The following is a 21,813-nucleotide window of genomic DNA, read 5'->3' as shown; positions in this document are numbered from 1 at the left end:
GGGCCGGCACCGCAACTGTTTCGGCAGGGCCGAAACAGACCCAAGCTCCATCAATCTTGACTTTTTGCGCTGCAACAAATACATGGCCGGCATCGAGGCGTACGCAGCGTGATCGAACTCCATGCCTTTGGCTGGGGTTCAGGCTCCGCCTCGGTCGTTAAAGCGACAGGCTTCCCAAGTCACGCGGGGTGTCATTTCTCCCCGCCGCCCGTATGTCCCTCGGACATGCGAGAGGCATTTTTGCATAAGGTTTCCATGACCAATTTTACCGATCTCGGCCTTGCCGAGCCGCTCGTCCGCGCGCTCGAGGCCAAAGGCTATTCCACCCCGACGCCGATCCAGGCGCAGGCTATTCCCTACGTCCTCGAAGGCCGCGACCTGCTCGGCATCGCGCAGACCGGCACCGGCAAGACCGCGGCATTCGTGCTGCCGTCGATCCAGCGCCTGGTCGAAAGCGGCAAGCGCGTCCTGCCGACGCATTGCCGCATGCTCGTGCTCGCGCCGACGCGTGAGCTTGCCAGCCAGATCGCCGAAAGCGCGCGCGCTTACGGCAAGTTCAGCCGCATGTCGGTCGCAACCGTGTTCGGCGGCACCAGCATCAACAAGAACCGCCAGGACATGGCGCGCGGCGTCGACATCCTGGTCGCCACGCCGGGCCGCCTGCTCGACCTGATCGAGCAGCGTTTCGTCAGCCTCAACCTGATCGAGACCTTGGTGCTCGACGAGGCCGACCAGATGCTCGACCTCGGCTTCATCCACGCGTTGCGCAAGATCGTGAAGCTGGTCCCGCGCCAGCGCCAGACCCTGTTCTTCTCGGCGACCATGCCGCAGTCGATCCGCGAGCTGGCCGATCAGTTCATCAAAGACCCGGCGCTGGTTTCGATCAAGCCGGCGGCAACCACCGCCGAGCGCGTCGAGCAGTTCGCCACCCTGGTCAACCAGGCCGAGAAGCAGGCGCTGCTGACGATGACCCTGCGCGATCCGGCGATCGAGCGCGTGCTGGTCTTTACCCGCACCAAGCACGGTGCCGACCGCGTCGTCCGGCTGCTCGGCGGCAACGGCATCGCGGCGAACGCGATCCACGGCAACAAGAGCCAGGCCAATCGCGAGCGCGCGCTCGCCGCGTTCAAGTCGGGCGAGGTGCCGGTCCTGGTCGCGACCGATATCGCCGCGCGCGGAATCGACGTGTCGGGCGTCAGCCATGTGATCAATTTCGAGTTGCCCAACGTGCCTGAACAATATGTCCACCGCATCGGCCGCACCGCGCGCGCCGGCAAGGACGGCATCGCGATCAGCTTCGTGGCGGATGACGAGCGGCCCTATCTGCGCGACATCGAGAAGCTGACGCGTCAGAAGATCCCGCTCAAGGCGCTGCCGGAGAATTTCCTGGCCGAGGCGGCGAAGATCGTCTCGACCCGCTCGAAGCAATCGGTCACCGCGCAGCAGGAACGTGACGAGCGTCCGCGCGGTCCGCGCGGCGTTCGCCCGCCGCGCAAGACGCACGAGGCGCGGCCGGCCAATCCCTATGCTCCGCGCGGCCGCGGTGGAAATCGCCGCCGCGGTCGTGGCGGCCAGGGCGGCGGTGGCCGGACCCAGGCCAGCGCCTGATCGGAATTCCTCCCCAGGCTTCGGCTTGAGGAGGGGTGAGTAGAGCGTAGCGAAAAGGGCGTCGGAGCGATCCGGCGCCCTTTTATCATGGATTGGCCTCGGGGCGGGTTTAAGGGTTGGAGAGGTAGCCGGAGAGAGCGTCGAGGAATAAGTGCACCTTGCGGGGCATGAGCCGCCGCGTCGGGAGTAATGCCCAGATGCCGTGGTCGGGCACGGCACCATCGGTCAGCTCGATCTTCACCAGCCTGTCTGCGGCAACGTCGTCGCGCACGTTCCAATCGGAAAGCTGAACGATGCCCAGCCCCCGGATACTGGCTTCCAGCAGCGCTTCCATACTGTCCGCGGCGAAGCGGCCGCCGATGGCCTGACGGACGGTCCTTCCCTTGCGCTCGAACGCCCAGTGCCGCGCGGCCGGGGTGGTGAGACATTCGTGTTGCCGCAGGTCGGCGATCCTGGTCGGTGCGGAGTGCTCGCTCAGATAGGCGGGCGCGGCGTAAAGGCCCCTCGGATTTGCGGCCAGTCTGCGCGCGATCAGCGTGCTGTCCCGCAATTCCCCGAACCGGATCGCGACGTCGATACCCTGGGCCGCGATGTCCACAACCATGTCGCTCAGCAGCAGCTCCACTTTGACCCGGGGATGCTGTGCGAGGAAGCCGACGAGCATCGGCGTCAGGACCTTGCGGCCGAACGGAACCGACGCCGCCACCCGCAGCAGTCCGCCTGCTCCCTCATCGCCACTCGCAACGGCGGCACGTCCTTCTTCCGCATGGGCGAGCATCGCCTCCGCATGGGGTATGAACGCCTCGCCTTCGGGCGTCAGCGACAGCGACCGCGTCGTTCGATGCACCAGCCTGGCGCCGACTTCCGCCTCGAGCGCCGCCAGCCGACGCGATGCTGCCACAGGGGTCAGTCCCAGCCGACGGCCGGCCGCTGAAAGACTACCTTGTCGTACGGCCTCGACCAGAACGGCCAGATTTGCGAGCTCCAGCATATCTCCAGATGATAAACCGGCCTATCGGATGACGCCACTTATACCTATCGCCGACAAGGTTCACATAAGCCCGATCGTTACATCTCCACGAGGTCTTCATGATACCGACCGCAAATGCCGCCGCTATGCGCGGCTCTCGGCTCCATTCGACGCTGAATTACGCGATGGCGGCGGCTGCCGGCGTTGCGGTCGCCAACATATATTACAACCAGCCGATGCTCGGCATCATGGAGAGAGACCTACATGGCCCCCTCGCTAGCTTCGTGCCGACCGCCACGCAACTCGGTTATGCCGCAGGATTGTTCCTGCTGGTCCCGCTGGGTGACCTGATCGAGCGGAAGCGCCTCATCGTTCTCCAGTTCGGCGGCCTTGCCGTCGCGTTGGGCATCGCGGCGATCGCACCCGACGCAGTGATGGTGGTCCTCGCCTCGCTGCTCGTCGGAATCCTCTCGACGGTCGCCCAGCAGATCGTGCCGCTCGCCGCGCATCTCGCTACGCCGGAGCGGCGCGGTGCGACCGTGGGGACGGTCATGGCCGGGCTGCTTTGCGGCATCCTGCTCAGCCGGACTCTCGCGGGTTTCGTCGCCACCCATGCCGGCTGGCGCGAGATGTTCTGGCTCGGCGTGCCAATGGCGGTCGGTGCCGGCGCGCTGATGGCGGCGGTGTTGCCGCGAAGCGCGCCGGATACGACGCACAGCTATGTCCCGCTGATCCGCTCGCTCGGCGGGCTCTGGTCCGAATTCGCCGCTCTGCGCAAGGCGGCGGTCACCCAGGCGCTTCTGTTCGGCTGTTTCAGCGCATTCTGGACAATCCTGGCTCTGCGCCTGCAGCAGCCCCGCTTCTCGCTCGGCGCCGATATTGCCGGACTGTTCGGCATCGTGGGTGCCGTCGGCGTGCTCGCCGCGCCGATCGCCGGCCGCGTTGCGGATCGCAGCGGGCCACATCTCGTGATCCTTCTGGGTGCCATCTTGACGTTGATCGCCTGGGCCGTGTTCGGTCTCTTCGGCAGCATTGCCGGCTTGATCGTCGGCGTCATCCTGCTCGACTTCGGCGTGCAGAGTGCGCTCGTCTCGAACCAGCACATCGTCTACGCCCTGCGTCCCGAGGCGCGCGCGCGCCTGAACACCATCTTCATGGGTGCCATGTTCCTCGGCGGCGCCGCCGGATCGGCCGGTGCGACCTTCGCCTGGAACGTCGGCGGGTGGACCGCATTAGTCGTTCTTGGCGGTGCCCTCTCCATGATCGGCGTTCTGATCCAGCTGGCCGGCTTGAAGAGAGATACCTGAGTCTTTCGCGTCGCCGTCACCGGTTGATCGATCGGCCGAGATATACGGTTGCCTAGGCGGGCCGACCGCGCCAGTCTCGGCGAGACTGAACAGGGGGATTATATGCGCCGGATTCTTCTCGCGTCACTGCTCGCCGCCACCGCATCGCTTGCCGGGGCATCGACGCCCAAGGAAGAGCTGATGGTCGCGCCGGCGGGCGCGCGCCATTACACGATCAGCTCGATCGCGGGGAAACATGGCGACATCTGGTCGTGGACGATGCCCGACGGCAAGGTCGCCTATCGCATGTCGATGTCGCTGCGCGGCTGGGTAACCGAAACCGACGAACTGGTGACCCTGGCGCCCGACAAACGGCCATCGGCGATCGCGATCCGCGGCTTTACCGATTCGGGTGACGCTACCGAGAATTTCGACGTCGATGCAGGTGGCGTCGCGCATTGGAAGACTGCCGTCGATTCGGGTTCCGCGCCGTTCGCCGCCAAGCGCTACAATACTTATGGCGGTCCGTGGCTCGCCAGCGAGATGGACGTCAACGCACTGGTCGCCGCCGGCGCCAACGGCATCGACCTGCTGCCGAGCGGCCATGCCAGCATCAAGATCGGCCAGCCCGTCGAGATCGACGGCCCGCAGGGCAAGAAGACGATCAAGCTGGCCTTCATCACCGGCTATGGTTTCAGCCCGTCGCCGGTCTGGCTGGACGGCGACAATCATTTCTTCGGCAATGCCGGCGTGGTCTCGCTGCTGCCCGAAGGGTATGAGAGCAATGGCCCCAAGCTCAAGGACGTCCAGGACAAGGCGACCGCGGCGATGGTCCGCGACATCGCGCATGACTTCCTGAAACCGGCGAACCGCAGCGCGACCCTGGTCGACAATGTGCTGATGTTCGATTCGGTGGTGGGCAAATATGTGCCGAACCGCGCGGTCCTGATCTCTGACGGCAAGGTTGCCGCGGTCGGCGCGGCCGGGTCGCTCAAGGCGCCCGCGGGGACGACGGTTATCGACGGCAAGGGCAAGACCTTGCTGCCCGGCCTGTGGGATTCGCACCAGCATGTCGGCGACGACTGGAACCTGCTCCAGAACCTCGCCACCGGCATGACCAATTACCGCAGTCCCGGCTCGATGATCGACGAGGCGCTGAGCATCTACAAGCGCCGCGCCGCCGGCGACCTGCTCGCGCCCGACGGCAAGATATCGGTGATCATCGACCGCAAGGACCCGCTCGCCGCGCAGGGGGCGCTTACCGTCTCGTCGGCGGCCGAGGCGATCGCCGCGGTCGACAAGATCAAGGCGGCGGGGTTGTGGGGCGCCAAATTCTACACCTCGATGAACCCGGCCTGGATCGCCCCGGCGGCGGCCGAGGCGCACAAGCTGGGCTTGCACGTCCATGGCCATGTGCCGGCGGGGATGCGCCCACTCGATGCGGTGCGCGCCGGCTATGACGAAGTCACCCATATCAACTTCATCATGATGCAGGCGATGCCGCAGGAGGTGGTCGACAAGGCCAACACCGCCGCGCGGCTCGAAGGGCCGGCCAAATACGGCAAGGACGTCGATCTCGATTCGCCGGCGATGAAGGCGTTCTACGCCGAACTGTCGAAGCGCGGGACGATCATCGACCCGACGCTGACCGTGTGGGAGCCGCTGATGACCTCGGACGGCAGCGCGCTGTCGCCCGAATATGCGCCGTTCGCCGACGTCGCGCCGCCCTCGGTGGTGCGTGGCTGGAAAATACCCGGCTATCCGCTGTTCGGCGGACTGACGCGCGACGATTTCCGCAAGAGCTTCGTCAAGATGGTCGAATTGGTCGGGCGGCTTCACCAGGCCGGCGTCCGCATCGTCGCCGGGACCGACGGCTATGGCCTGGAGCTGGTGCGCGAACTCGAACTCTATCAGCAGGCCGGGCTGACCAATGCGGAGTCGCTTCAGACCGCGACAATCGTGCCGGCGCGGATGACCGGGATGGACGGCCGCGTCGGATCGATCGCACCGGGCAAGACCGCCGACATCATCCTGGTCGATGGCGACGTGTCGAAGGACCTGACCAATCTACGCCATGTCCGGACCGTGTTCCTCGACGGCTATCGCCTCGACGGAGCTGCGCTGAGGCAGGCGAGCGGTTTGAGCGGCATGCCGAAATAGCAATCGAGCCCGACCGGCGGCAGAGCCCAGCCTTCCTACGGCAGCGGAGCCGTGACCCTGGTCATAGCGATTGCCGGTTGAGCCTCAGCGCGTTGGTGACGACGCTTACCGAGGACAATGCCATCGCGGCTGCCGCGATCATCGGCGAGAGCAGGGTGCCGAAGAGCGGATAGAGCAGCCCCGCCGCCACCGGAATCCCGGCCGCATTGTAGATGAAGGCGAAGACGAGGTTCTGGCGGATGTTGGACATGGTCGCCCGACTGAGCCGGCGCGCGCGAGCGATTCCCATCAGGTCGCCCTTGAGCAGCGTGATGCCGGCGCTCTCGATCGCGACATCGGTGCCCGATCCCATCGCGATACCGACCTCGGCGGCGGCCAGTGCGGGCGCATCGTTGACCCCATCGCCGGCCATCGCGACGATGCGCCCTTCGCGCTTCAGCCGCTCGACCACGGCGCTCTTCTGATCCGGCAGAACCTCGGCCTCGATCTCGTCGATACCGAGCGCCCGGGCGACCGCTTCGGCGGTGGTGCGGTTGTCGCCGGTCAACATCACGACGCGGATACCCGCGGCCCGCAGGCCGGCAAGCGCTTCGGGCGTCGTCTTCTTGATCGGGTCGGCGATGGCCAGGATCCCCGCGACGACGCCGTCGATGCCGGCGAATATCGCGGTAGCGCCATCGCGCCGCAATTCGTCGGCCTGCGCGGCGAGCGCAGCGGGGTCGACCCCGTGCTCGGCGAGAAACGCAGCGCTACCGAGCAGCACGCGCCTGCCTCCCACCGTGCCGAGCGCACCCTTGCCGGTCGGCGAGTCGAAGTCCGCGACCTCGGGAATCGCGATCTTGCGACTGCCTGCTGCCTCGACGATCGCGCGGGCGAGCGGATGTTCGGAAGCGCGCTCGACGCCGGCCGCGAGGCGCAGCACCTCATCCTCGGTGAATCCCGTGGCGGCGACGATCTTGGTCACCGAGGGACGACCTTCGGTCAGCGTGCCGGTCTTGTCGACGACCAGCGTATCGACCTTCTCCATCCGTTCGAGCGCCTCGGCATTCTTGATCAGTATGCCAAGCCCCGCCCCGCGTCCCACGCCGACCATGATCGACATCGGCGTCGCCAACCCCAGCGCACAGGGGCAAGCGATGATCAACACTGCGACGGCGGCGACCAGGCCATAGGCGAAGCGCGGCTCCGGACCCCAGATCGCCCATCCGATAAAGGCGAGCAGCGCGATCGCCAGCACCACGGGTACGAACCAGCCCGAGGCCCGATCTGCCATGCGCTGGATCGGCGCGCGCGAGCGTTGCGCGGCGGCGACCATCTGCACGATCCGGGCGAGCATCGTGTCGCGACCGACCTTGTCGGCGCGAATGATCAGCGCGCCGGTCTGGTTGAGCGTGCCGCCGATCACCGTGTCGCCGAGCGCCTTGGCCGTCGGCATCGATTCGCCGGTCACCATCGCTTCGTCGAGCGAAGAGCGGCCATCCTCGACTATGCCGTCAACCGGCACCTTCTCGCCCGGACGGACCCGTAGCCGGTCGCCGACCACGATCTGGTCGAGACCGACCTCTTCGTCGGCGCCGTCGGCATTGATGCGGCGCGCGGTCTTCGGGGCAAGGTTGAGCAGCGCCTTGATCGCCCCCGATGTCCGCTCGCGGGCGCGCAGTTCGAGCACCTGCCCGAGCAACACCAGCACGGTGATCACCGCGGCAGCCTCGAAATAGATCGCGACACTGCCATCCGCCGAACGGAAAGCGGGAGGGAAAATGCCCGGCACGAGCGCGGCGACCATGCTGTACGCCCACGCGACGCCCGTGCCCATCGCGATCAGGGTGAACATGTTCAGATTGCGGGTCCGCACCGATTCCCAGCCGCGCTGGAAAAAAGGCCAGCCCGCCCAAAGCACCACCGGAGTGGCCAGCACGAGCTGAATCCAGATCGCGATCCGCATCGGCACGAAATGATGGATTGCCGGGAAGATATGGCCACCCATTTCCAGCACGAAGACCGGCAATGCCAGCGCAAGGCCGATCGCGAAGCGACGGGTCATGTCGGCAAGCTCCGGACTGGGTCCGGCTTTCGACGTGACGATCAGAGGCTCCAGCGTCATGCCGCAGATCGGGCAATTGCCCGGGCGGTCGCGCCGGATCTCCGGATGCATCGGGCAGGTCCAGATCGTGCCGGAAACGGGTTCCGATGCGGCAGGCGCGGCAGGCGCTATGTAGCGGTCAGGATCGGCAATGAACTTGGTGCGGCAGCCGGAGCTGCAGAAATAATAGGTCGTTCCACCATTCACCGCCTGGTGGATCGTCTCCGCGTCGACCGTCATCCCGCAGACCGGATCTGTCACCTTGCCGTGTTGGGCGGGATGGGAATGATCGTGCGGACGATGTTCGGCCTGCGTCATCGCACTGCTCCTGGTCGGCGCCTCGCCATATGGGACCTGACACCATGTTTAGGTCAAGAGCGTCGCCAGGCACTCGGGACCATTACGTAAGGCGATCCTTTTAGCGATACCGTATCGCCATGGTGCGAGAGGTGGATCATGGCTCCGAGCCACGCCGATACACACCATCACCGGAACAGGACGCTACAGCGCGATATCGTGTTCCCCGGGCCGCGTTTCGCGCCTTGGACAATTGCCCGAGCCGTCGGAGCCGGGGTCAGGCTGCAGCGGTTGCAGTTCCTCTCCCTTCCAGGAGAAAATACATGATCAAGTCCCTTCATGGATTGGCTGGCGCTGCGGCGCTGGCGCTGATGGGCGGCGTGCCGGCGATGGTCGGCGCGCAAAGTGCCAAGGACCCTCACAAAGGACATTACCCACCAAAAGTTGCCGCTCCGGCAGACCCTGCGCCGGCACCGACTGCTCCGCCCGAGAAGCCGGACGACATGACCGGCGGTGGCCCCGGCACGATGAAGGGAATGGGCGCCGAGGACGGCAAGATGCCGATGATGAAAATGGCGGATGGCATGGACATGCCGATGGACTGCATGGCGAGCGGTAAGATGCAAATGCCCGCGGACGTCGAAGGGCGGATCGCGTCGCTGCGGACCGAACTCAAGATTACCGGCGCGCAGGTCGATGCCTGGAACGCGTTCGCCGACGTGCTGCGCGCCAATGCCAGGCGAGCGGGTCCGGTTCATGCCGCGATGATGTCACGCCCCGCGGATGGGGCGCCAGTTTCGCTGGAAAGACGGTTGGACCTGCACGAGCAGGCGCTGACGATCAGCCTGACCAATCTCCGCGCGCTGAAGCCGGCTCTAGTCCGACTCTATGCCGTCCTGTCCGCCGAGCAGAAGACGATGGCGGATCGGCTGCTCATGCACGAAACGGGCATGATGTCCGGAATGCCCATGTCAGGAATGTGCGGCGGCATGCCCAAGCAATAGGAGGAACCGGATAAAGGATCGGGCCGGAGCGTTACTCTCCCCGCTGCAGGATGATCCCCAATTCCTCGACATCGAGATCGCGCTCGAGTTCCTGCAATACCTCGTCCTCGATCAACCCGGCGCGGTGGACGCGGATCAGCTCGGCGCGGCCGGCGGCGATCGACGTCAGGATCACGTCGAAATGCGGCCGCACATTCTCCATGAACGTGTCGGCATCCGCCGCGTAGCGCTGGATCGCTTCCAGCCGCTTGTGCGATTGCTTGAGCAATTGCGGGTGGATCAGCGTCCCGTCCTGGTCATAGGCATTGGCTTCGACCGCCGCGTTGCGGGCGCCGGCGATCGCCGCTTCGGTTTCCGCCATGGTCATCTTCGCGGGCGGATCCTTGTCCTTCGGTCCGACCGTCCGGATCAGCCAGCCCAGGCTGGCGCCCTGCACGACGACCGTGGCGAAGATCACCGCAAAGGCAGTGACCAGCATCAGGTCGCGCCCGGGCATCGCCGCGGGCAGGGAGAGCGCCACCGCCAGCGTGACCACGCCGCGCATGCCGGTCCAGCTCAAAATCGTCGCCTGGCGCACGCCCAACGGCCGCGCGCGTTTCAAGCCCAGCGCACGGAGGGCCGAGAGCAGTCCGTCACTGGCGAAAATCCAGGCGAAGCGCGCCGCGACGATCGTCAGCACGACGCCGAGGATCGGGATCGTCATCGTCGCGCTCACCGCCTCGATCCCGCCGACGCGATCGAGTACCCCGCGCAACGACGAACCGATCAGGATGAAGACGATCGCTTCGAGGATGAACACCAGCGTCTGCCAAAAGGCACTGCCGCGCAGCCGCACCGGCGCGGAAAAGACGATATGCTGGTACCAGCCGAGCATCAGCCCGGCGACCACGGTCGCGATCACTCCGGAGACATGCATGCGCTCGCCGGCGATATAGGCGACCCAGCTCATCAGGGTGTTGGCCATGATGATCAGCGTCTGGTCCTTCAGCCGCTTGACCACGAACAGCCAGGCCCCGGCCACCGCCAGCCCGACCACCACGCCGCCAAGCGCGAGCAGAACGAAGCTGGCGACCGCGGCACCCGCGCTGAACGTGCCGCTCAACGTCGCCGCGACGGCGAAGCGGAACAGCACCAGCCGGTGGCGTCGTTGAGCAGGCTTTCTCCCTCCACCAATGCCGACAGCCGGCGAGGGAGAGACACGCCCTGCAACACCGCGCGCGCCGAGACCGCGTCGGGCGGGGACACGATCGCGCCGAGGGCGAAGCACGCCGCCCAGGGCAGACCGGGAACCAGCCAGTGCGCGACGACGCCGACCGCGAGCGTGGTGAACACGACCGCCCCGACGGCGAGCGACAGGATTCCCGGCAAATGCCGCCGGAACCGGCCGAACGCGGTGAAATAGGCACCGTCCATCAACAACGGCGGCAGGAACAGCACCAGCGCCAGTTCGGGATCGAGCGCGACCGGCGGCAGTCCCGGGATGAACGCGAGCGCACCGCCGCCAACCAGCAAGGCGGTCGATGGCGGCAACTTCAGCCGCCGCGCCGCCCAATGCAGCGCGACGACGCCGACCAGCAGGGCCAGGACGAGTTCGAACGTCTCGACAGGACGCATGCAGTGTCAGTCGCCCGTACGGCGCTTGATCTTGTTCGGCAGGTCCTTGCCCTTGGTGCGGCGCGACGGAATTTGGATCGGGTTCTTCTTCTTCCACTCGGCCCAGGTCATCGGGCCATCGGGGGTCTGGATGATCGTGTCGTCTGCCATCCTTCGCCTTTAGATCAAAACGGCGCCCAACGCACCTTTCGGCAGCCATTCGTAGCTATGCGATGCCATGACTTGATATCGTCCTGGATATCCTCCTCTGGCCGTCGGAGCCGCCAACGCTATATCGCACCAGCGATCGAACAATCCGGAGGACCTGAATGCCGCGCACGATCCTGGCCGTCGTCTTGAGCCTGCTGGCCTTTTCCGGCGCCAGCGCCAGTGACGGGGAGACAGCGATCGGCACGTGGCGCAATGTTCGCGACACCATGCATATCGAGATCCGCCACTGCGGCGACTCGCTATGCGGCAAGGTCGTCTGGGCGAGCGATCAGGCGATCGCGGACGCCCGGCGTGGCGGTACGCAAGACCTGATCGGCATTCAGGTGTTTCGCGATTTCAGGCAGGATTCGGCGGGTAATTGGCGCGGCAAGGTGTTCGTTCCGGACCTCAACAAGACGCTTTCCGGCACCATCGTGCTGGTCGACCGCAACACGCTGAAGGGCTCGGGGTGCCTGGTCGGCCGCGTCCTCTGCAAGTCGAAGATATTGGTCAGGATGCGATAGCTGCCGCGCGCCCGGGATCGTGGCCGCCCAATGCCGTTACCTTGCACCCGCTCCGTGAGGGGAATACTCCACTGGCGATCGCGCGTAGGGCGCCTGTTTGGACAATAGAGAGTTTCAATGACCCATTATGTCGCCGCGGCGGCGAAAGGCGCCGATCGCCGCACCGGCGCGATCAAGCTCCACGACGCCAGCGATTTCGTCGCGATGCACGAGGCGGGACAGGTGACCGCGTCGGTGCTCGATGCCCTGGCGGACATTGTGCAACCCGGCGTCAGCACCGAGGCGATCGACGCCTTCGCCCATGACGCGATCGTGGCCGCCGGAGCCGTTCCTGCGAATATCGGCTATCGCGGCTACGCCCATACCAGCTGCATTTCGATCAACCATGTCGTCTGCCATGGCATTCCCGGCCCTCGGACGCTGAAGGACGGCGACATCGTCAATATCGACCTGACCTCGATCGTCGACGGCTGGCACGGCGATTCCAGCCGCATGTATCTGGTCGGGGACGTGTCGGTGAAGGCCCGGCGCCTGGTCGACGTCACCTATGAATGCCTGATGCGCGGGATCGAGCAGGCCAGGCCGGGCAATCGGCTGGGCGATATCGGCCATGCCATCCAGCAGCATGCCGAACGCCATCGTTATGGCGTCGTCCGGGATTTCGTCGGCCATGGTGTTGGCCGCGTCTATCACGATGCCCCGGATGTCCTGCATTACGGACGCCCCGGTACCGGTCCCGAGCTCAAGCCCGGAATGATCTTCACCATCGAGCCGATGATCAATGCCGGGCGGCCCGACGTGAAGATGCTCGACGACGGCTGGACCGCAGTGACGCGCGACCGCTCGCTCTCTGCACAATTCGAACATTCGATCGGCATCACCGAAACCGGCTGCGAGATCTTCACGACCAGTCCGACGGGGCGCCACCGTCCGCCTTACGCATAGCGTGCGAGCGGGGAGGCGCCACAGCGCTTAAGGGCGGACCTGGCCCGTCCCCCGCCCGATCCATTTATAGGTCGTCAGCCCCTCGAGCGCGACCGGGCCGCGCGCGTGGAGGCGTCCGGTGGCAATGCCGATCTCGGCACCCAGGCCGAACTCGCCGCCATCGGCGAATTGGGTCGATGCGTTCCACAACACGATCGCGCTGTCGACCGCGGCCAGGAAACGTTCGGCGACGGCTGTGTCCTCTGCGACGATCGCATCGGTATGGTGCGATCCGTGCGCGGCGATGAAGCTCAGCGCATCGTCGATCCCGCCGACCAGCCGCGCCGAGGCGATCGCGTCGAGATATTCGGTGTCCCAATCCTCGCTGCCCGCCGGCACCACGCCGGGCACCAATTGCTCCAGCAGCGCATCACCGCGCACCTCGCATCCCGCCGCCTGTAATTTCTGGATCAGCTGGCCGGCATGCGGATAATCGCGGTCGATCAGCAAAGTCTCCATCGCGCCGCACACGCCGGTGCGCCGCATCTTGGCGTTGACGACGATATCCTCGGCCATCGCCTGATCGGCCGAGGCGTGGACATAGATGTGGTTGATCCCGTCGAGATGCGCGAGCACCGGCACCCGCGCCTCGGCCTGGACGCGCGCGACCAGGCCCTTGCCGCCGCGCGGCACGATCATGTCGATCACGCCTTCGCCCGCCAGCATCGCGCCTACCGCCGCGCGATCGGTCACCGGGACCAGTTGCACGGCTTGGCCGGGCAGTCCGGCGGCTTCCAGGCCGCGGACCAAGGCGGCATGGATCGCGCGGTTGCTTTCGATCGCCTCGGACCCGCCGCGCAGGATCACGGCATTACCCGATCCGATGCACAAGGCCGCGGCATCGGCGGTCACGTTTGGCCGGCTTTCGTAGATGATGCCGATCACCCCGATCGGCACGCGCACCCGCGCCAGCTTCAGGCCGTTGGGGCGTTCGATCTCGTCGATAATCTCGCCGACAGGGTCTTTCAGAGTCGCCACGGTGGCGACTCCGTCGGCGGTTGCGGCGACGCGCTCGGGTGTCAATTTCAGCCGGTCGAGCATCGCCGCCGACAGTCCGTTGGCGGCGGCGTTCGCCATGTCGATCGCGTTGGCGGCCAGGATCTCCGGCTCGGCGTCGCGGATCGCCTGCGCCATCGCTTCCAGCGCGCGCGCCTTGTCGGCACTCGACAGGCCGGCGAGCACGAGGGCAGCGGATCGTGCCTGCCGCCCCATCGACGCGATCAGCGCGACGGGATCGATTTCGAATTCGATGTCGACGGTCGTTTCCATGCCGCGCCGATTATCACGCCGACACCGCCGGCCAAAGCCCTATCGCCTTTCCTGCGGCCAATGCTATCCATCGCGCCATGAGCGGGGAATTTGCGGCAGCAGGCGATATCGCGACCGGGGCGCTGATCGGGCGCGCGGTCGAACCCAAGGCGGGCGAGCATGGAGTCGGGCAGGATGCGCATCGCATCTGCCTCAATTGCAGCACCGCGCTGATCGGATCGTTCTGTCACGCCTGTGGCCAGAACGGGCATGTCCACAAGACCCTGACCTCAATCGGGCACGACCTGCTCCACGGCGTGTTCCATTTCGAAGGCAAGGTGTGGCGCACCGTGCCGATGCTGGTCACTCGTCCGGGCGGGCTGACGCGGCGCTATATCGATGGCGAGCGCGCGCGCTTCGTCTCGCCGCTGGCGATGTTCCTGTTCTTCGTCTTCCTGATGTTCGCGACCTTCCACTCGCTGGAAAGCGGCACTGATTTCAACCTCGACACCACGTCGACGACCAAAGCCGAGAAACTGGCCAAGATCGACGGCGAGATTGCCAGCACCCAGGCCAAACTCGATCGCGCGCAACAGCGCGTTGCCCAGGGCAAGGCCGATGACGACGATCAGGGCGACATCGTCGGCTATCAGGCGACGCTGAATGGGTTGAGGGTCGCGCGCACCAGCATCGCGGTCGGTCCGGAAGAAGCACGTAAGCAGGCGGTGAGTAACGTCAGCACCGGCTGGCCCGCGCTCGACAAGGGCATTCGCAAAGCCAACGACAATCCCGAGCTCGCGCTCTACAAGCTACAGTCCTCAGCGTACAAATATAGCTGGGCGCTGATCCCGATATCCGTGCCGTTCGTGGCATTGCTGTTCCTGTGGCGGCGGCGGTTCAAGCTCTATGACCACGCCATTTTCGTGACCTATTCGCTGGCCTTCATGATGCTGCTCGCGACGACCATCTCGCTGCTGATGATGATCGGGGCGCCAGTCTGGCTCTACGGCAATTTGATCGCGTTCGGCCCGCCCATTCACATCTTCTTCCAGCTGCGCGGCGCCTATCAGCTCAATTGGTTCTCGGCGCTGTGGCGCACCTTCGCGCTGCTGATCTTCGCCTCGATCACGCTGACCTTATTCGGGATGTTGCTGCTCGGGCTGGGGTTGATGGAATAGGGCGCGCCAACCGCCGGCGCTGTTCGCCCCCCTCGCGGAGCGATGCGTTGCCCCGGTTTACGGCTGGCTTTCGATCAGCGTCATCAGGTCGCGCAGCGCGTCCGCCGGAAAGTCGATCGCCTCGAGATCGGCTTCGCGCAGCGGCGGCGTGCCGTGCGTTTCCTCGGGAAAGCGCGCGATGCCCCACGAATCGGCCTCGAACAGCGCATAGTACGATCCGTGCAGCGCGGCGCGATCTCCGTCGACGAACACATAGGCCGCGGGCCGCTCGCGGATATAGAGGGTCGTCATTATGATGACGCCGTGGCGTCCAGCACATTCGGCCAGCGTCGGCACCGCCAGTAGCGGATTGGATGGCATCGGGTAATCGGTCTCGCGGCCGGGGGGCAGAGCGACGATCCGCTCGAACCGTTCGGCGATCCGCAGCGCATCGATCATCGGACATTGCCCGCCGCTCTGCCCGTCGGGGCGTGCCACGCGTCCGCGCTGGGTCAACGTCTCGCTGCCGTGCTCCAGCATCTCGCGCCGGAACGAGGCGAAGCCCGGCAAGCCGCGCGCCTCCAGGAAACGCACCTGCCTCGCTGCCTCGGTCAGGAATTCCTCGGGATAGCCGCGCGCCCGCGCCGCGGCGACGACATAGCGATCGACATCGTCGAGCGACAATCGAACCTCGTTGGGGAGTGCCGGGCGCCTTTTGGGCTTTTCCGAAAATGTCGTCGTGCGGCCGAACATGCCCGTCATCCATGCTGTCGGCACAATGATGGACCCGCATGGTTAATCCTTCGCAAAGGCCACATCGCCGCCGATCCTGGAACCGACCGGTGGACCGTTCGGCAACCTCACGCTCGAATTGTCGCTGGCCGATGCCGGTCAGCGTGGCGCGCTGACGAGGTGCGCGCGATCATGCGATAGGAGCCGGGCGACACGCCAAGTTTGATAAGCTCCGTTTATGCGAATGCGCGCGACGTTGATTTGTAAACCACGGACAACCCGGCTTAAACTGCCGGCAATGATGTGGCGACCCGCGCCCGTCCCTTACCCGCACAGGAGGTGTTGTCGTGCATAGATCGCGCATCAATGGCATTCTCATCGACTGTAATACGGACGATATCGACGCCGCCGCGCATTTCTGGGCGGAAGCGCTCGGTCGGCCAGTCGACCCCGATCATCCCGGCACGCGCGGCAATTACCGGATGCTGGTGACCCCGGAGGGCGAGATCAGCGTGCAGATCCAGCGCGTCGAGCATGAGAGCCGAATCCATCTCGACATCGAAACCGACGACATTCCCGCCGAAGTCGAGCGCCTCCAGAAACTCGGCGCGACGATCGACACGCAGATGGAACGCTGGGTGGTGATGCGCGCGCCGAGCGGCCAGCGCTTTTGCGTCGTCCGTGTGCAGCGCGACGGGTTTTCGGACGACGCGGTTAGCTGGGAATAAGGGGCGATTGGCTCATTCTCCTCTCCCATTGGGAGAGGAAGGGGCCCACTCGGCGCAGCCGAACGGGAAGGCGGGGCAGGTAATCATGCTACCCGATGCGCGTGATTCACGTCCCGACCGTGCCTTCCATTATTCCGCGGCGAACCACGCGGCGGCGATCGAGATGGCTTCCCCCGGAAGGGAAGTCCTACCGCGAATTCCTTTCCCTGCTCTCGGCTAGCGCTTGCGCGATCGTCTCATAGCCGAGCACGATCATGAACAGCGCCATCATCGCCACGACGGCCATCTGAAACATTTGCGACCCTGAGAACGACATGAACCTTGCTCCTCGACAGAGCGGCAGGATTGGTCCGTCGGACGGCCGTTTCCTTGATCACGGTCAAGGAAATCCGCGAAAAACGGGAAAGCGCGACGGGTTTTCGAAGAATGCTATCAGTTGGGAGTAATGCCCGCGTCTAAGACGTCAGCCAGAGCACCACACCGGCGATCAGCGCGACTGGCAGGACGCACATGATAGCGGCGACTGCCCATGCCGCCGCACGCCCAAACCTGTCATCGACCTGGTGGATGAGGGTTTCGGCCAACGAGATGAAGACCATGTCGTCCATCCGGCAACCATAGCGAGGGTCGCCCGCCCCGCAAATAGGCCAGGCTCTCGCCCTCGCGCCCGATCATGCTACCAACACGCGTGATCCATATCCCGACGGCGCCCTGGTATCATTATATCGGCGATCTCGCCGCTTGGATCGCGGCATTCCTCGGCGCGCGCTGGGTCTATCGCCACCGCCGCGCCAGCGTCGACATTCTCGCGCGCCGTACCGAGCCGGGCTATTTCATCAGCCTCGCGGTCGGCGGCGCGTTGGGCGCATGGCTGCTCGGATCGCTCAATACCTTGCGCGATACCCGACCGGTCGTGTCGCACTCGATCGCCGGCGCGCTGGCCGGTGCGATCGTCGCGGTCGAGCTGTGGAAATGGGCGCGCGGCGTGCGCGGATCGACCGGCGGGCCGTTCGTCATTCCGCTCGCGCTCGGCATCATCGTCGGCCGCTGGGGCTGCCTGTTCGCCGGGCTGGGCGATCAGACCTATGGCGTGCCGACGACGCTCCCCTGGGGCGTCGACCTTGGCGACGGCGTGTCGCGGCATCCCGTCGAGATATACGAATCGCTGGCGATGGCGCTATTCCTGGTGGTGTATTGGCGCGCATTGGTCCGCCGACGCCGCTGGGCGGTGGACCACGGCTTCCACGCTTTCGTCCTGGCCTATGCCGTTCAGCGATTTGCCTGGGAGTTCCTCAAGCCCTATCCAACGCTGGTCGGCCCGTTCAACGTGTTCCACTTCGTGATGATCGGACTCAGCGCCTATGCACTCCTCTGGATCGCTCGCGGACGCGCCGCTCCACTCCCCGCCCGACCGTAAGGCCGCGCCCTATATTTTCCACGGCCAGACCACGAGCCTGTGCGAGACCTGCCTCGAAACCGTGCCCGCCAAGGTCATCATCGAGGACGACTGCGTCTGGTACCTCAAGCGCTGCCGGTCGCATGGCGTGCAGAAGACGCTGATCAGCGACGACCTGGCGTATTGGCGCTCGCAAAAGGACTGGCTCAAGCCCGGCGACCGCCCCTTGCGCACCCAGACCCGGACCGAGGCGGGGTGTCCGTTCGATTGCGGCCTCTGCCCCGATCACGAACAGCATAGCTGTCTGGCGATCGTCGAGATCAATTCGGCCTGCAACCTCGCCTGTCCGGTCTGCTTCGCCGATGCCGAGGACATGCATGGCGGGCACCTCTCGCTCGCGGCGATCGAGGGAATGCTCGACGCGCTCGTCGAGAGCGAGGGCGAGCCCGATCTCGTCCAGCTGTCGGGCGGCGAGCCCACGCTGCATCCGCAATTCTTCGAGATACTCGACGCGGTGAAGCGGCGCCCGATCCGCCATGTCATGATCAACACCAACGGCCTCAGGATCGCGCAGGAGCCGGATTTCGTCGATCGTCTCGCCAGCTACGCGCCGCGGCTCGAAGTCTATCTTCAGTTCGACAGCATGGACGACGACGCGCTGATGAACCTGCGCGGCGCGCGTCTGTCACGCATCCGCCAGGCGGCACTGGAACAGCTCGAGCGCGTCGGGCTGTCGACCACGCTCGTCGCGGTGGTCAAACGCGGCGTCAACGATCACGAAGTCGCGGCGATCGTCGACCATGCGCTCGACTGGTCGTGTGTCCGCGGCGTGACTTTTCAGCCGGTGCAGGACGCCGGGCGCAACGAGGGCTTCGACGCCAAGGCCAATCGCATCCTGCTCTCGCAGATCCGGCGCGAAGTGGTGAAAGCGGGCGTGTTCGGGGCGGAGGACATGATCCCGCTGCCGTGCAATCCCGACCAGATCTGCATCGGCTATGGCCTGCGCGCCGGGCGCAGCGTGACGCCGATCACCTCGCTCCTGCCACGCGAACTGATCCTCAACGGCCCCAACACGATCAGCTACGAAGCCTATCCGGCGCTGCGCCAGGGCGTGCTCGATCTGCTCAGCCTGGCGACCACGCAATGCAATACCGAGGAGAAACTGGCCGGCGTGCTGTGCTGCCTGCCCCAGGCGCTGGTGCCGCAGGATCTGGGCTACGCCAACAGCTTCCGCGTGGTCATCCTGCAATTCCTCGATCGCTATAATTTCGACCTGGCGACGGTGAAGCGCAGCTGCGTCCATTTCGTCACGCCGGACAAACAGATCATTCCGTTCGACACCTACAACACCTTCTACCGACCGGGCGCCGAGGGTGCCGCGGTGGTGGCCAAAGCGAGGGCGGGCATATGAAGCAATTGTTCGGTGGCTTGCTGCTCGGTGTCGGTATCCTGATCATGACGTGCAGCGGGCTGTGTTCGCTGGTGGTCGTGTTCATGGGGTTCGGCGAGGCGATGCGCGATCCCTCGATCATCATGCTGCCGCTGCTGGTCGGCGGCATTCCCTTCGCGATTGGCTTCGGCCTGTTCTGGGGCGGGCGGGCGCTATTGCGACAGGACGACGGCGAGCGTGCCAACTTTCGTGTCCCCGAACCGCCGTCCGACGGAGCATAACCGACCCGAAACCGTCACGGCGCTGACATGAGCGTGTCACATGCGGGACGCAATCACCGATCCGGACGGTGGAGACAGGCGTGCGCTTCCTGATAGTCGAGGACGATCCGGTGATCGCCGAGCACATCACTGCCGGATTGGGGCTTCATGGCCATGAGACGACGCTCGCCCAGACCGGATCCGAGGCGATCCTGATGCTCGATCGGCGGCCGCATGACGCCGTAGTGCTCGATCGCTTGCTGCCGGATATCAACGGCTTGTCGGTGATCGATCACGTCCGGCGCCAGGGCAATACGGTGCCCGTGCTCATGCTGAGCGCGCTCGGATCGGTCAAGGACCGGATCGAGGGGCTCGAGGTCGGCGCCGACGACTATCTCGCCAAGCCGTTCGATATGGACGAGCTCGCCGCCCGGCTCAGCGCTATCGCCCGCCGTAACGCGCCGCGGCCCGAAGGATCGCAGCTCGAGGTCGGCAGGTTGCAGCTCGATCCGAGCAGTCACCGCGCGCGCTATCGCGACGCCTCGGCGGCGCTCAACCGCAAGCAATATTCGCTGCTCGCGCACTTGATGCGCAACGCCGACCGCCTCGTCACGCGATCGATGCTGCTGGAAAGCGTCTGGGCCTATTCCTTCTCGCCGACCACCAACATCGTCGAGAGCAATATGAGCCGGCTGCGCACGGCGTTGCTGGGCCTCGGCTGCGACCCGATCGAGACCCAGCGCGGCGCGGGCTATACCCTGCGATCCGACCGGTGCGCCTGACGCCGCGCGCGCCGTCGCGGTCCTCGCGCGTCGGCCGTCTCGCGATCCAGGTCGGCGCGGCGTTCGCAATCGCCATGCTCGCGGTCGGCATGATCGGGTTCAGCGCGGCGGACGCCTGGGTGTCGAGCCGCATCGACGCGTCGCTGCGTTATCACACTACAAAATATCTCGCGCCGGCTGACGGGCGCGGTACCGACGACGCCGTCGTGGCGGCCAAGATCCTCGACTGGCAACGCCGCAAAGTGCTCAGCGAGCGCACCTATGTACTGTTTTCACGCGAGGGCACGCGGATCGCCGGACGGCTCGACATCGCGCCGCCGCGCCCGGGCTTTTCGGACGTGCGCTTCCTGGGGGGCGGTCGCAGCTACCAATTGGGACGCGCGCTCACTACGCGGCTGCCGAGCGGCAGCCTGTTGGTGATCGTCCAGCATAGCGAGGCGGCCTCCGGCCTCCACGCGCTGCTGCCCGGCGTAGTGCTGGCGATTTCGCTCGTCGCGCTGGTGATGGGAGTGTCGGCGACCTTTCTGTTCGCGCGCCTGACCGCCAGCCGGCTGGCCGAAACGCAGGACGCCGCCGACGCCATCGCCGCGGGCGACCTTAGCCGGCGCATTCCGACCGATCGGCTCGACGGCATGTTCGCGGTGCAGGCCGACAGCCTCAACCGCATGATCGACCGGATGGAGGAGCTGGTCAGGGCACAGCGGTTGTTCTCGAGCAACCTGGCACACGATTTGCGCACGCCGCTGACGCGCCTGCGCGGCACGCTCGCGCGCGGTGTCGCCGACGCGGACCCGGCCTTGTCGGGCACGTTCGAGCGCGCCGAACGCGAATGCGCGTCGATCATCGCGATCTTCGACGCGCTGCTGCGCCTCGCCGAGATCGAGACCGGGCGGCATCCATCGGCGATGGGCCCGCTGTCGCTTCGCCCGCTGATCGAGGATGTCGCCGACACGATGGATCCGGTGATCGCCGATCGCGGCGGCACGCTCGAAGTCGGCCGGCTCGACGATGTCGCGATTACCGGCGATTCGGACCTGATCAATCAGTTGCTGGTCAACCTGCTGGAAAATGTCGCCACCCACACGCCCGCCGGGACGCGCGCGCGCTTGTCGCTCGAGCGCGACGCCGACGGCGCGGTGATCACGATACGCGACGACGGGCCTGGATTGGCCGCCGCCGACCTGGCGCGCGTGACTCGCCCGTTCGAGCGTGGCGCGTCCGCGTTGACGACACGCGGCAGCGGGCTGGGGCTGGCAATCGCGCAGGCCATCGTGCGGTACCATCACGGACGGATCGACCTGGCCGACGCTGCGCCGGGGCTGGAGGTTCGGGTGCGGATTCCAGCGAACGATCCGCCTCATGTCTGTTTCGGCGAGGCTGAAACAGTTGCGGTGCCGGCCC

At 65.8% G+C, this 21,813-nt stretch carries 19 protein-coding genes and 1 pseudogene; 13 read left to right on the top strand and 7 right to left on the bottom strand.

The genetic code is table 11. The features are described from left to right. The first annotated feature begins 255 nt into the window (after positions 1 to 255). Positions 256 to 1,608, top strand: a complete 1,353-nt coding sequence (locus SPR01S_RS17210) for a DEAD/DEAH box helicase (RefSeq protein ID WP_066591683.1) — start codon at positions 256 to 258, stop codon at positions 1,606 to 1,608. A gap of 109 nt (positions 1,609 to 1,717) precedes the next feature. Here SPR01S_RS17210 and SPR01S_RS17205 read toward each other — a convergent pair whose 3' ends face one another. After that, complete coding sequence (locus SPR01S_RS17205) at positions 1,718 to 2,599, bottom strand: LysR family transcriptional regulator (RefSeq protein WP_157082318.1); 882 nt, start codon at positions 2,597 to 2,599, stop codon at positions 1,718 to 1,720. Between the two features lie 98 nt (positions 2,600 to 2,697). Here SPR01S_RS17205 and SPR01S_RS17200 point away from each other — a divergent pair, with 98 nt between their 5' ends. Further along, the gene (locus SPR01S_RS17200) at positions 2,698 to 3,885 is read left to right on the top strand and encodes an MFS transporter (protein WP_066591681.1); all 1,188 of its coding nucleotides are present in this window, start codon (positions 2,698 to 2,700) and stop codon (positions 3,883 to 3,885) included. 102 nt (positions 3,886 to 3,987) lie between these two features. After that, on the top strand, positions 3,988 to 6,024 hold the full coding sequence (locus SPR01S_RS17195) for an amidohydrolase family protein (protein WP_066591678.1): 2,037 nt from the start codon (positions 3,988 to 3,990) through the stop codon (positions 6,022 to 6,024). Between the two features lie 61 nt (positions 6,025 to 6,085). Here SPR01S_RS17195 and SPR01S_RS17190 read toward each other — a convergent pair whose 3' ends face one another. Then, on the bottom strand, positions 6,086 to 8,425 hold the full coding sequence (locus SPR01S_RS17190; RefSeq protein ID WP_066591675.1) for a heavy metal translocating P-type ATPase: 2,340 nt from the start codon (positions 8,423 to 8,425) through the stop codon (positions 6,086 to 6,088). A 302-nt stretch (positions 8,426 to 8,727) separates the two neighbouring features. Between SPR01S_RS17190 and SPR01S_RS17185 the strand changes: the two genes are divergently transcribed. After that, a complete protein-coding gene (locus SPR01S_RS17185; RefSeq protein ID WP_066591674.1) occupies positions 8,728 to 9,408 on the top strand; it encodes a Spy/CpxP family protein refolding chaperone in 681 nt (226 codons plus the stop codon). A 31-nt stretch (positions 9,409 to 9,439) separates the two neighbouring features. On the opposite strand, the pseudogene SPR01S_RS17180 reads toward SPR01S_RS17185, so the two are convergent. Both SPR01S_RS17180 and SPR01S_RS21870 read right to left on the bottom strand, forming a co-directional pair. After that, a pseudogene (locus SPR01S_RS17180) lies at positions 9,440 to 11,022 on the bottom strand (Na+/H+ antiporter). A gap of 6 nt (positions 11,023 to 11,028) precedes the next feature. After that, entirely contained in the window at positions 11,029 to 11,172 is a 144-nt protein-coding gene (locus SPR01S_RS21870) for a hypothetical protein (RefSeq protein WP_169803458.1), read from the bottom strand. 158 nt (positions 11,173 to 11,330) lie between these two features. Between SPR01S_RS21870 and SPR01S_RS17175 the strand changes: the two genes are divergently transcribed. Together SPR01S_RS17175 and map are read left to right on the top strand one after the other, a co-directional pair. Further along, positions 11,331 to 11,735, top strand: a complete 405-nt coding sequence (locus tag SPR01S_RS17175; protein ID WP_066591671.1) for a DUF2147 domain-containing protein — start codon at positions 11,331 to 11,333, stop codon at positions 11,733 to 11,735. Positions 11,736 to 11,852: 117 nt separating this feature from the next. Beyond that, positions 11,853 to 12,680 (top strand): type I methionyl aminopeptidase, encoded by an 828-nt coding sequence (map, locus tag SPR01S_RS17170; RefSeq protein ID WP_066591669.1) that lies wholly within the window; start codon positions 11,853 to 11,855, stop codon positions 12,678 to 12,680. Between the two features lie 27 nt (positions 12,681 to 12,707). Here map and SPR01S_RS17165 read toward each other — a convergent pair whose 3' ends face one another. After that, complete coding sequence (locus SPR01S_RS17165) at positions 12,708 to 13,988, bottom strand: glutamate-5-semialdehyde dehydrogenase (RefSeq protein ID WP_066591666.1); 1,281 nt, start codon at positions 13,986 to 13,988, stop codon at positions 12,708 to 12,710. A gap of 77 nt (positions 13,989 to 14,065) precedes the next feature. Here SPR01S_RS17165 and SPR01S_RS17160 point away from each other — a divergent pair, with 77 nt between their 5' ends. Further along, positions 14,066 to 15,145 carry a DUF3667 domain-containing protein gene (locus SPR01S_RS17160; protein ID WP_066591663.1) on the top strand — a complete coding sequence of 360 codons (1,080 nt, stop codon included), beginning with the start codon at positions 14,066 to 14,068 and terminating at the stop codon, positions 15,143 to 15,145. 57 nt (positions 15,146 to 15,202) lie between these two features. Here SPR01S_RS17160 and SPR01S_RS17155 read toward each other — a convergent pair whose 3' ends face one another. Next, entirely contained in the window at positions 15,203 to 15,877 is a 675-nt protein-coding gene (locus SPR01S_RS17155; protein WP_169803457.1) for a hypothetical protein, read from the bottom strand. Positions 15,878 to 16,203: 326 nt separating this feature from the next. Between SPR01S_RS17155 and SPR01S_RS17150 the strand changes: the two genes are divergently transcribed. Next, a complete protein-coding gene (locus tag SPR01S_RS17150; RefSeq protein ID WP_066591658.1) occupies positions 16,204 to 16,584 on the top strand; it encodes a VOC family protein in 381 nt (126 codons plus the stop codon). Positions 16,585 to 17,039: 455 nt separating this feature from the next. Here SPR01S_RS17150 and SPR01S_RS21695 read toward each other — a convergent pair whose 3' ends face one another. Further along, positions 17,040 to 17,192 carry a hypothetical protein gene (locus SPR01S_RS21695; protein WP_157082317.1) on the bottom strand — a complete coding sequence of 51 codons (153 nt, stop codon included), beginning with the start codon at positions 17,190 to 17,192 and terminating at the stop codon, positions 17,040 to 17,042. 65 nt (positions 17,193 to 17,257) lie between these two features. Between SPR01S_RS21695 and SPR01S_RS17145 the strand changes: the two genes are divergently transcribed. The 5 genes from SPR01S_RS17145 to SPR01S_RS17125 all read left to right on the top strand — a co-directional run. Beyond that, complete coding sequence (locus SPR01S_RS17145; protein ID WP_066591655.1) at positions 17,258 to 18,001, top strand: prolipoprotein diacylglyceryl transferase family protein; 744 nt, start codon at positions 17,258 to 17,260, stop codon at positions 17,999 to 18,001. Further along, on the top strand, positions 17,946 to 19,391 hold the full coding sequence (locus tag SPR01S_RS17140) for a radical SAM protein (protein WP_066591652.1): 1,446 nt from the start codon (positions 17,946 to 17,948) through the stop codon (positions 19,389 to 19,391). Before SPR01S_RS17145 ends, SPR01S_RS17140 begins: the two co-directional genes overlap by 56 nt. Further along, a complete protein-coding gene (locus tag SPR01S_RS17135) occupies positions 19,388 to 19,651 on the top strand; it encodes a hypothetical protein (protein WP_066591649.1) in 264 nt (87 codons plus the stop codon). Before SPR01S_RS17140 ends, SPR01S_RS17135 begins: the two co-directional genes overlap by 4 nt. Positions 19,652 to 19,731: 80 nt before the next feature. Next, on the top strand, positions 19,732 to 20,412 hold the full coding sequence (locus SPR01S_RS17130; protein ID WP_066591641.1) for a response regulator transcription factor: 681 nt from the start codon (positions 19,732 to 19,734) through the stop codon (positions 20,410 to 20,412). Continuing rightward, a partial coding sequence (locus SPR01S_RS17125) for a sensor histidine kinase (RefSeq protein WP_245662068.1) occupies positions 20,403 to 21,813 on the top strand: 1,411 nt, incomplete at its 3' end. The genes SPR01S_RS17130 and SPR01S_RS17125, both read left to right, overlap by 10 nt.

It is taken from the genome of Sphingomonas pruni NBRC 15498 (genome assembly GCF_001598455.1).
Lineage (GTDB): Bacteria > Pseudomonadota > Alphaproteobacteria > Sphingomonadales > Sphingomonadaceae > Sphingomonas > Sphingomonas pruni.
The sequence above is the reverse complement of the archived record's forward strand: the minus strand, read 5'-3'. Positions and strand labels throughout refer to the sequence as shown.

Bases quoted from the DNA above. Each gene is read 5' to 3' on its own strand.
- SPR01S_RS17210 (WP_066591683.1), top strand. From the start codon at position 256: ATGACCAATTTTACCGATCTCGGCCTTGCCGAGCCGCTCGTCCGCGCG.
- SPR01S_RS17205 (WP_157082318.1), bottom strand. From the start codon at position 2,599: ATGCTGGAGCTCGCAAATCTGGCCGTTCTGGTCGAGGCCGTACGACAA.
- SPR01S_RS17200 (WP_066591681.1), top strand. From the start codon at position 2,698: ATGATACCGACCGCAAATGCCGCCGCTATGCGCGGCTCTCGGCTCCAT.
- SPR01S_RS17195 (WP_066591678.1), top strand. From the start codon at position 3,988: ATGCGCCGGATTCTTCTCGCGTCACTGCTCGCCGCCACCGCATCGCTT.
- SPR01S_RS17190 (WP_066591675.1), bottom strand. From the start codon at position 8,425: ATGACGCAGGCCGAACATCGTCCGCACGATCATTCCCATCCCGCCCAA.
- SPR01S_RS17185 (WP_066591674.1), top strand. From the start codon at position 8,728: ATGATCAAGTCCCTTCATGGATTGGCTGGCGCTGCGGCGCTGGCGCTG.
- SPR01S_RS21870 (WP_169803458.1), bottom strand. From the start codon at position 11,172: ATGGCAGACGACACGATCATCCAGACCCCCGATGGCCCGATGACCTGG.
- SPR01S_RS17175 (WP_066591671.1), top strand. From the start codon at position 11,331: ATGCCGCGCACGATCCTGGCCGTCGTCTTGAGCCTGCTGGCCTTTTCC.
- map (WP_066591669.1), top strand. From the start codon at position 11,853: ATGACCCATTATGTCGCCGCGGCGGCGAAAGGCGCCGATCGCCGCACC.
- SPR01S_RS17165 (WP_066591666.1), bottom strand. From the start codon at position 13,988: ATGGAAACGACCGTCGACATCGAATTCGAAATCGATCCCGTCGCGCTG.
- SPR01S_RS17160 (WP_066591663.1), top strand. From the start codon at position 14,066: ATGAGCGGGGAATTTGCGGCAGCAGGCGATATCGCGACCGGGGCGCTG.
- SPR01S_RS17155 (WP_169803457.1), bottom strand. From the start codon at position 15,877: ATGTTCGGCCGCACGACGACATTTTCGGAAAAGCCCAAAAGGCGCCCG.
- SPR01S_RS21695 (WP_157082317.1), bottom strand. From the start codon at position 17,192: ATGGACGACATGGTCTTCATCTCGTTGGCCGAAACCCTCATCCACCAG.
- SPR01S_RS17145 (WP_066591655.1), top strand. From the start codon at position 17,258: ATGCTACCAACACGCGTGATCCATATCCCGACGGCGCCCTGGTATCAT.
- SPR01S_RS17140 (WP_066591652.1), top strand. From the start codon at position 17,946: ATGCACTCCTCTGGATCGCTCGCGGACGCGCCGCTCCACTCCCCGCCC.
- SPR01S_RS17135 (WP_066591649.1), top strand. From the start codon at position 19,388: ATGAAGCAATTGTTCGGTGGCTTGCTGCTCGGTGTCGGTATCCTGATC.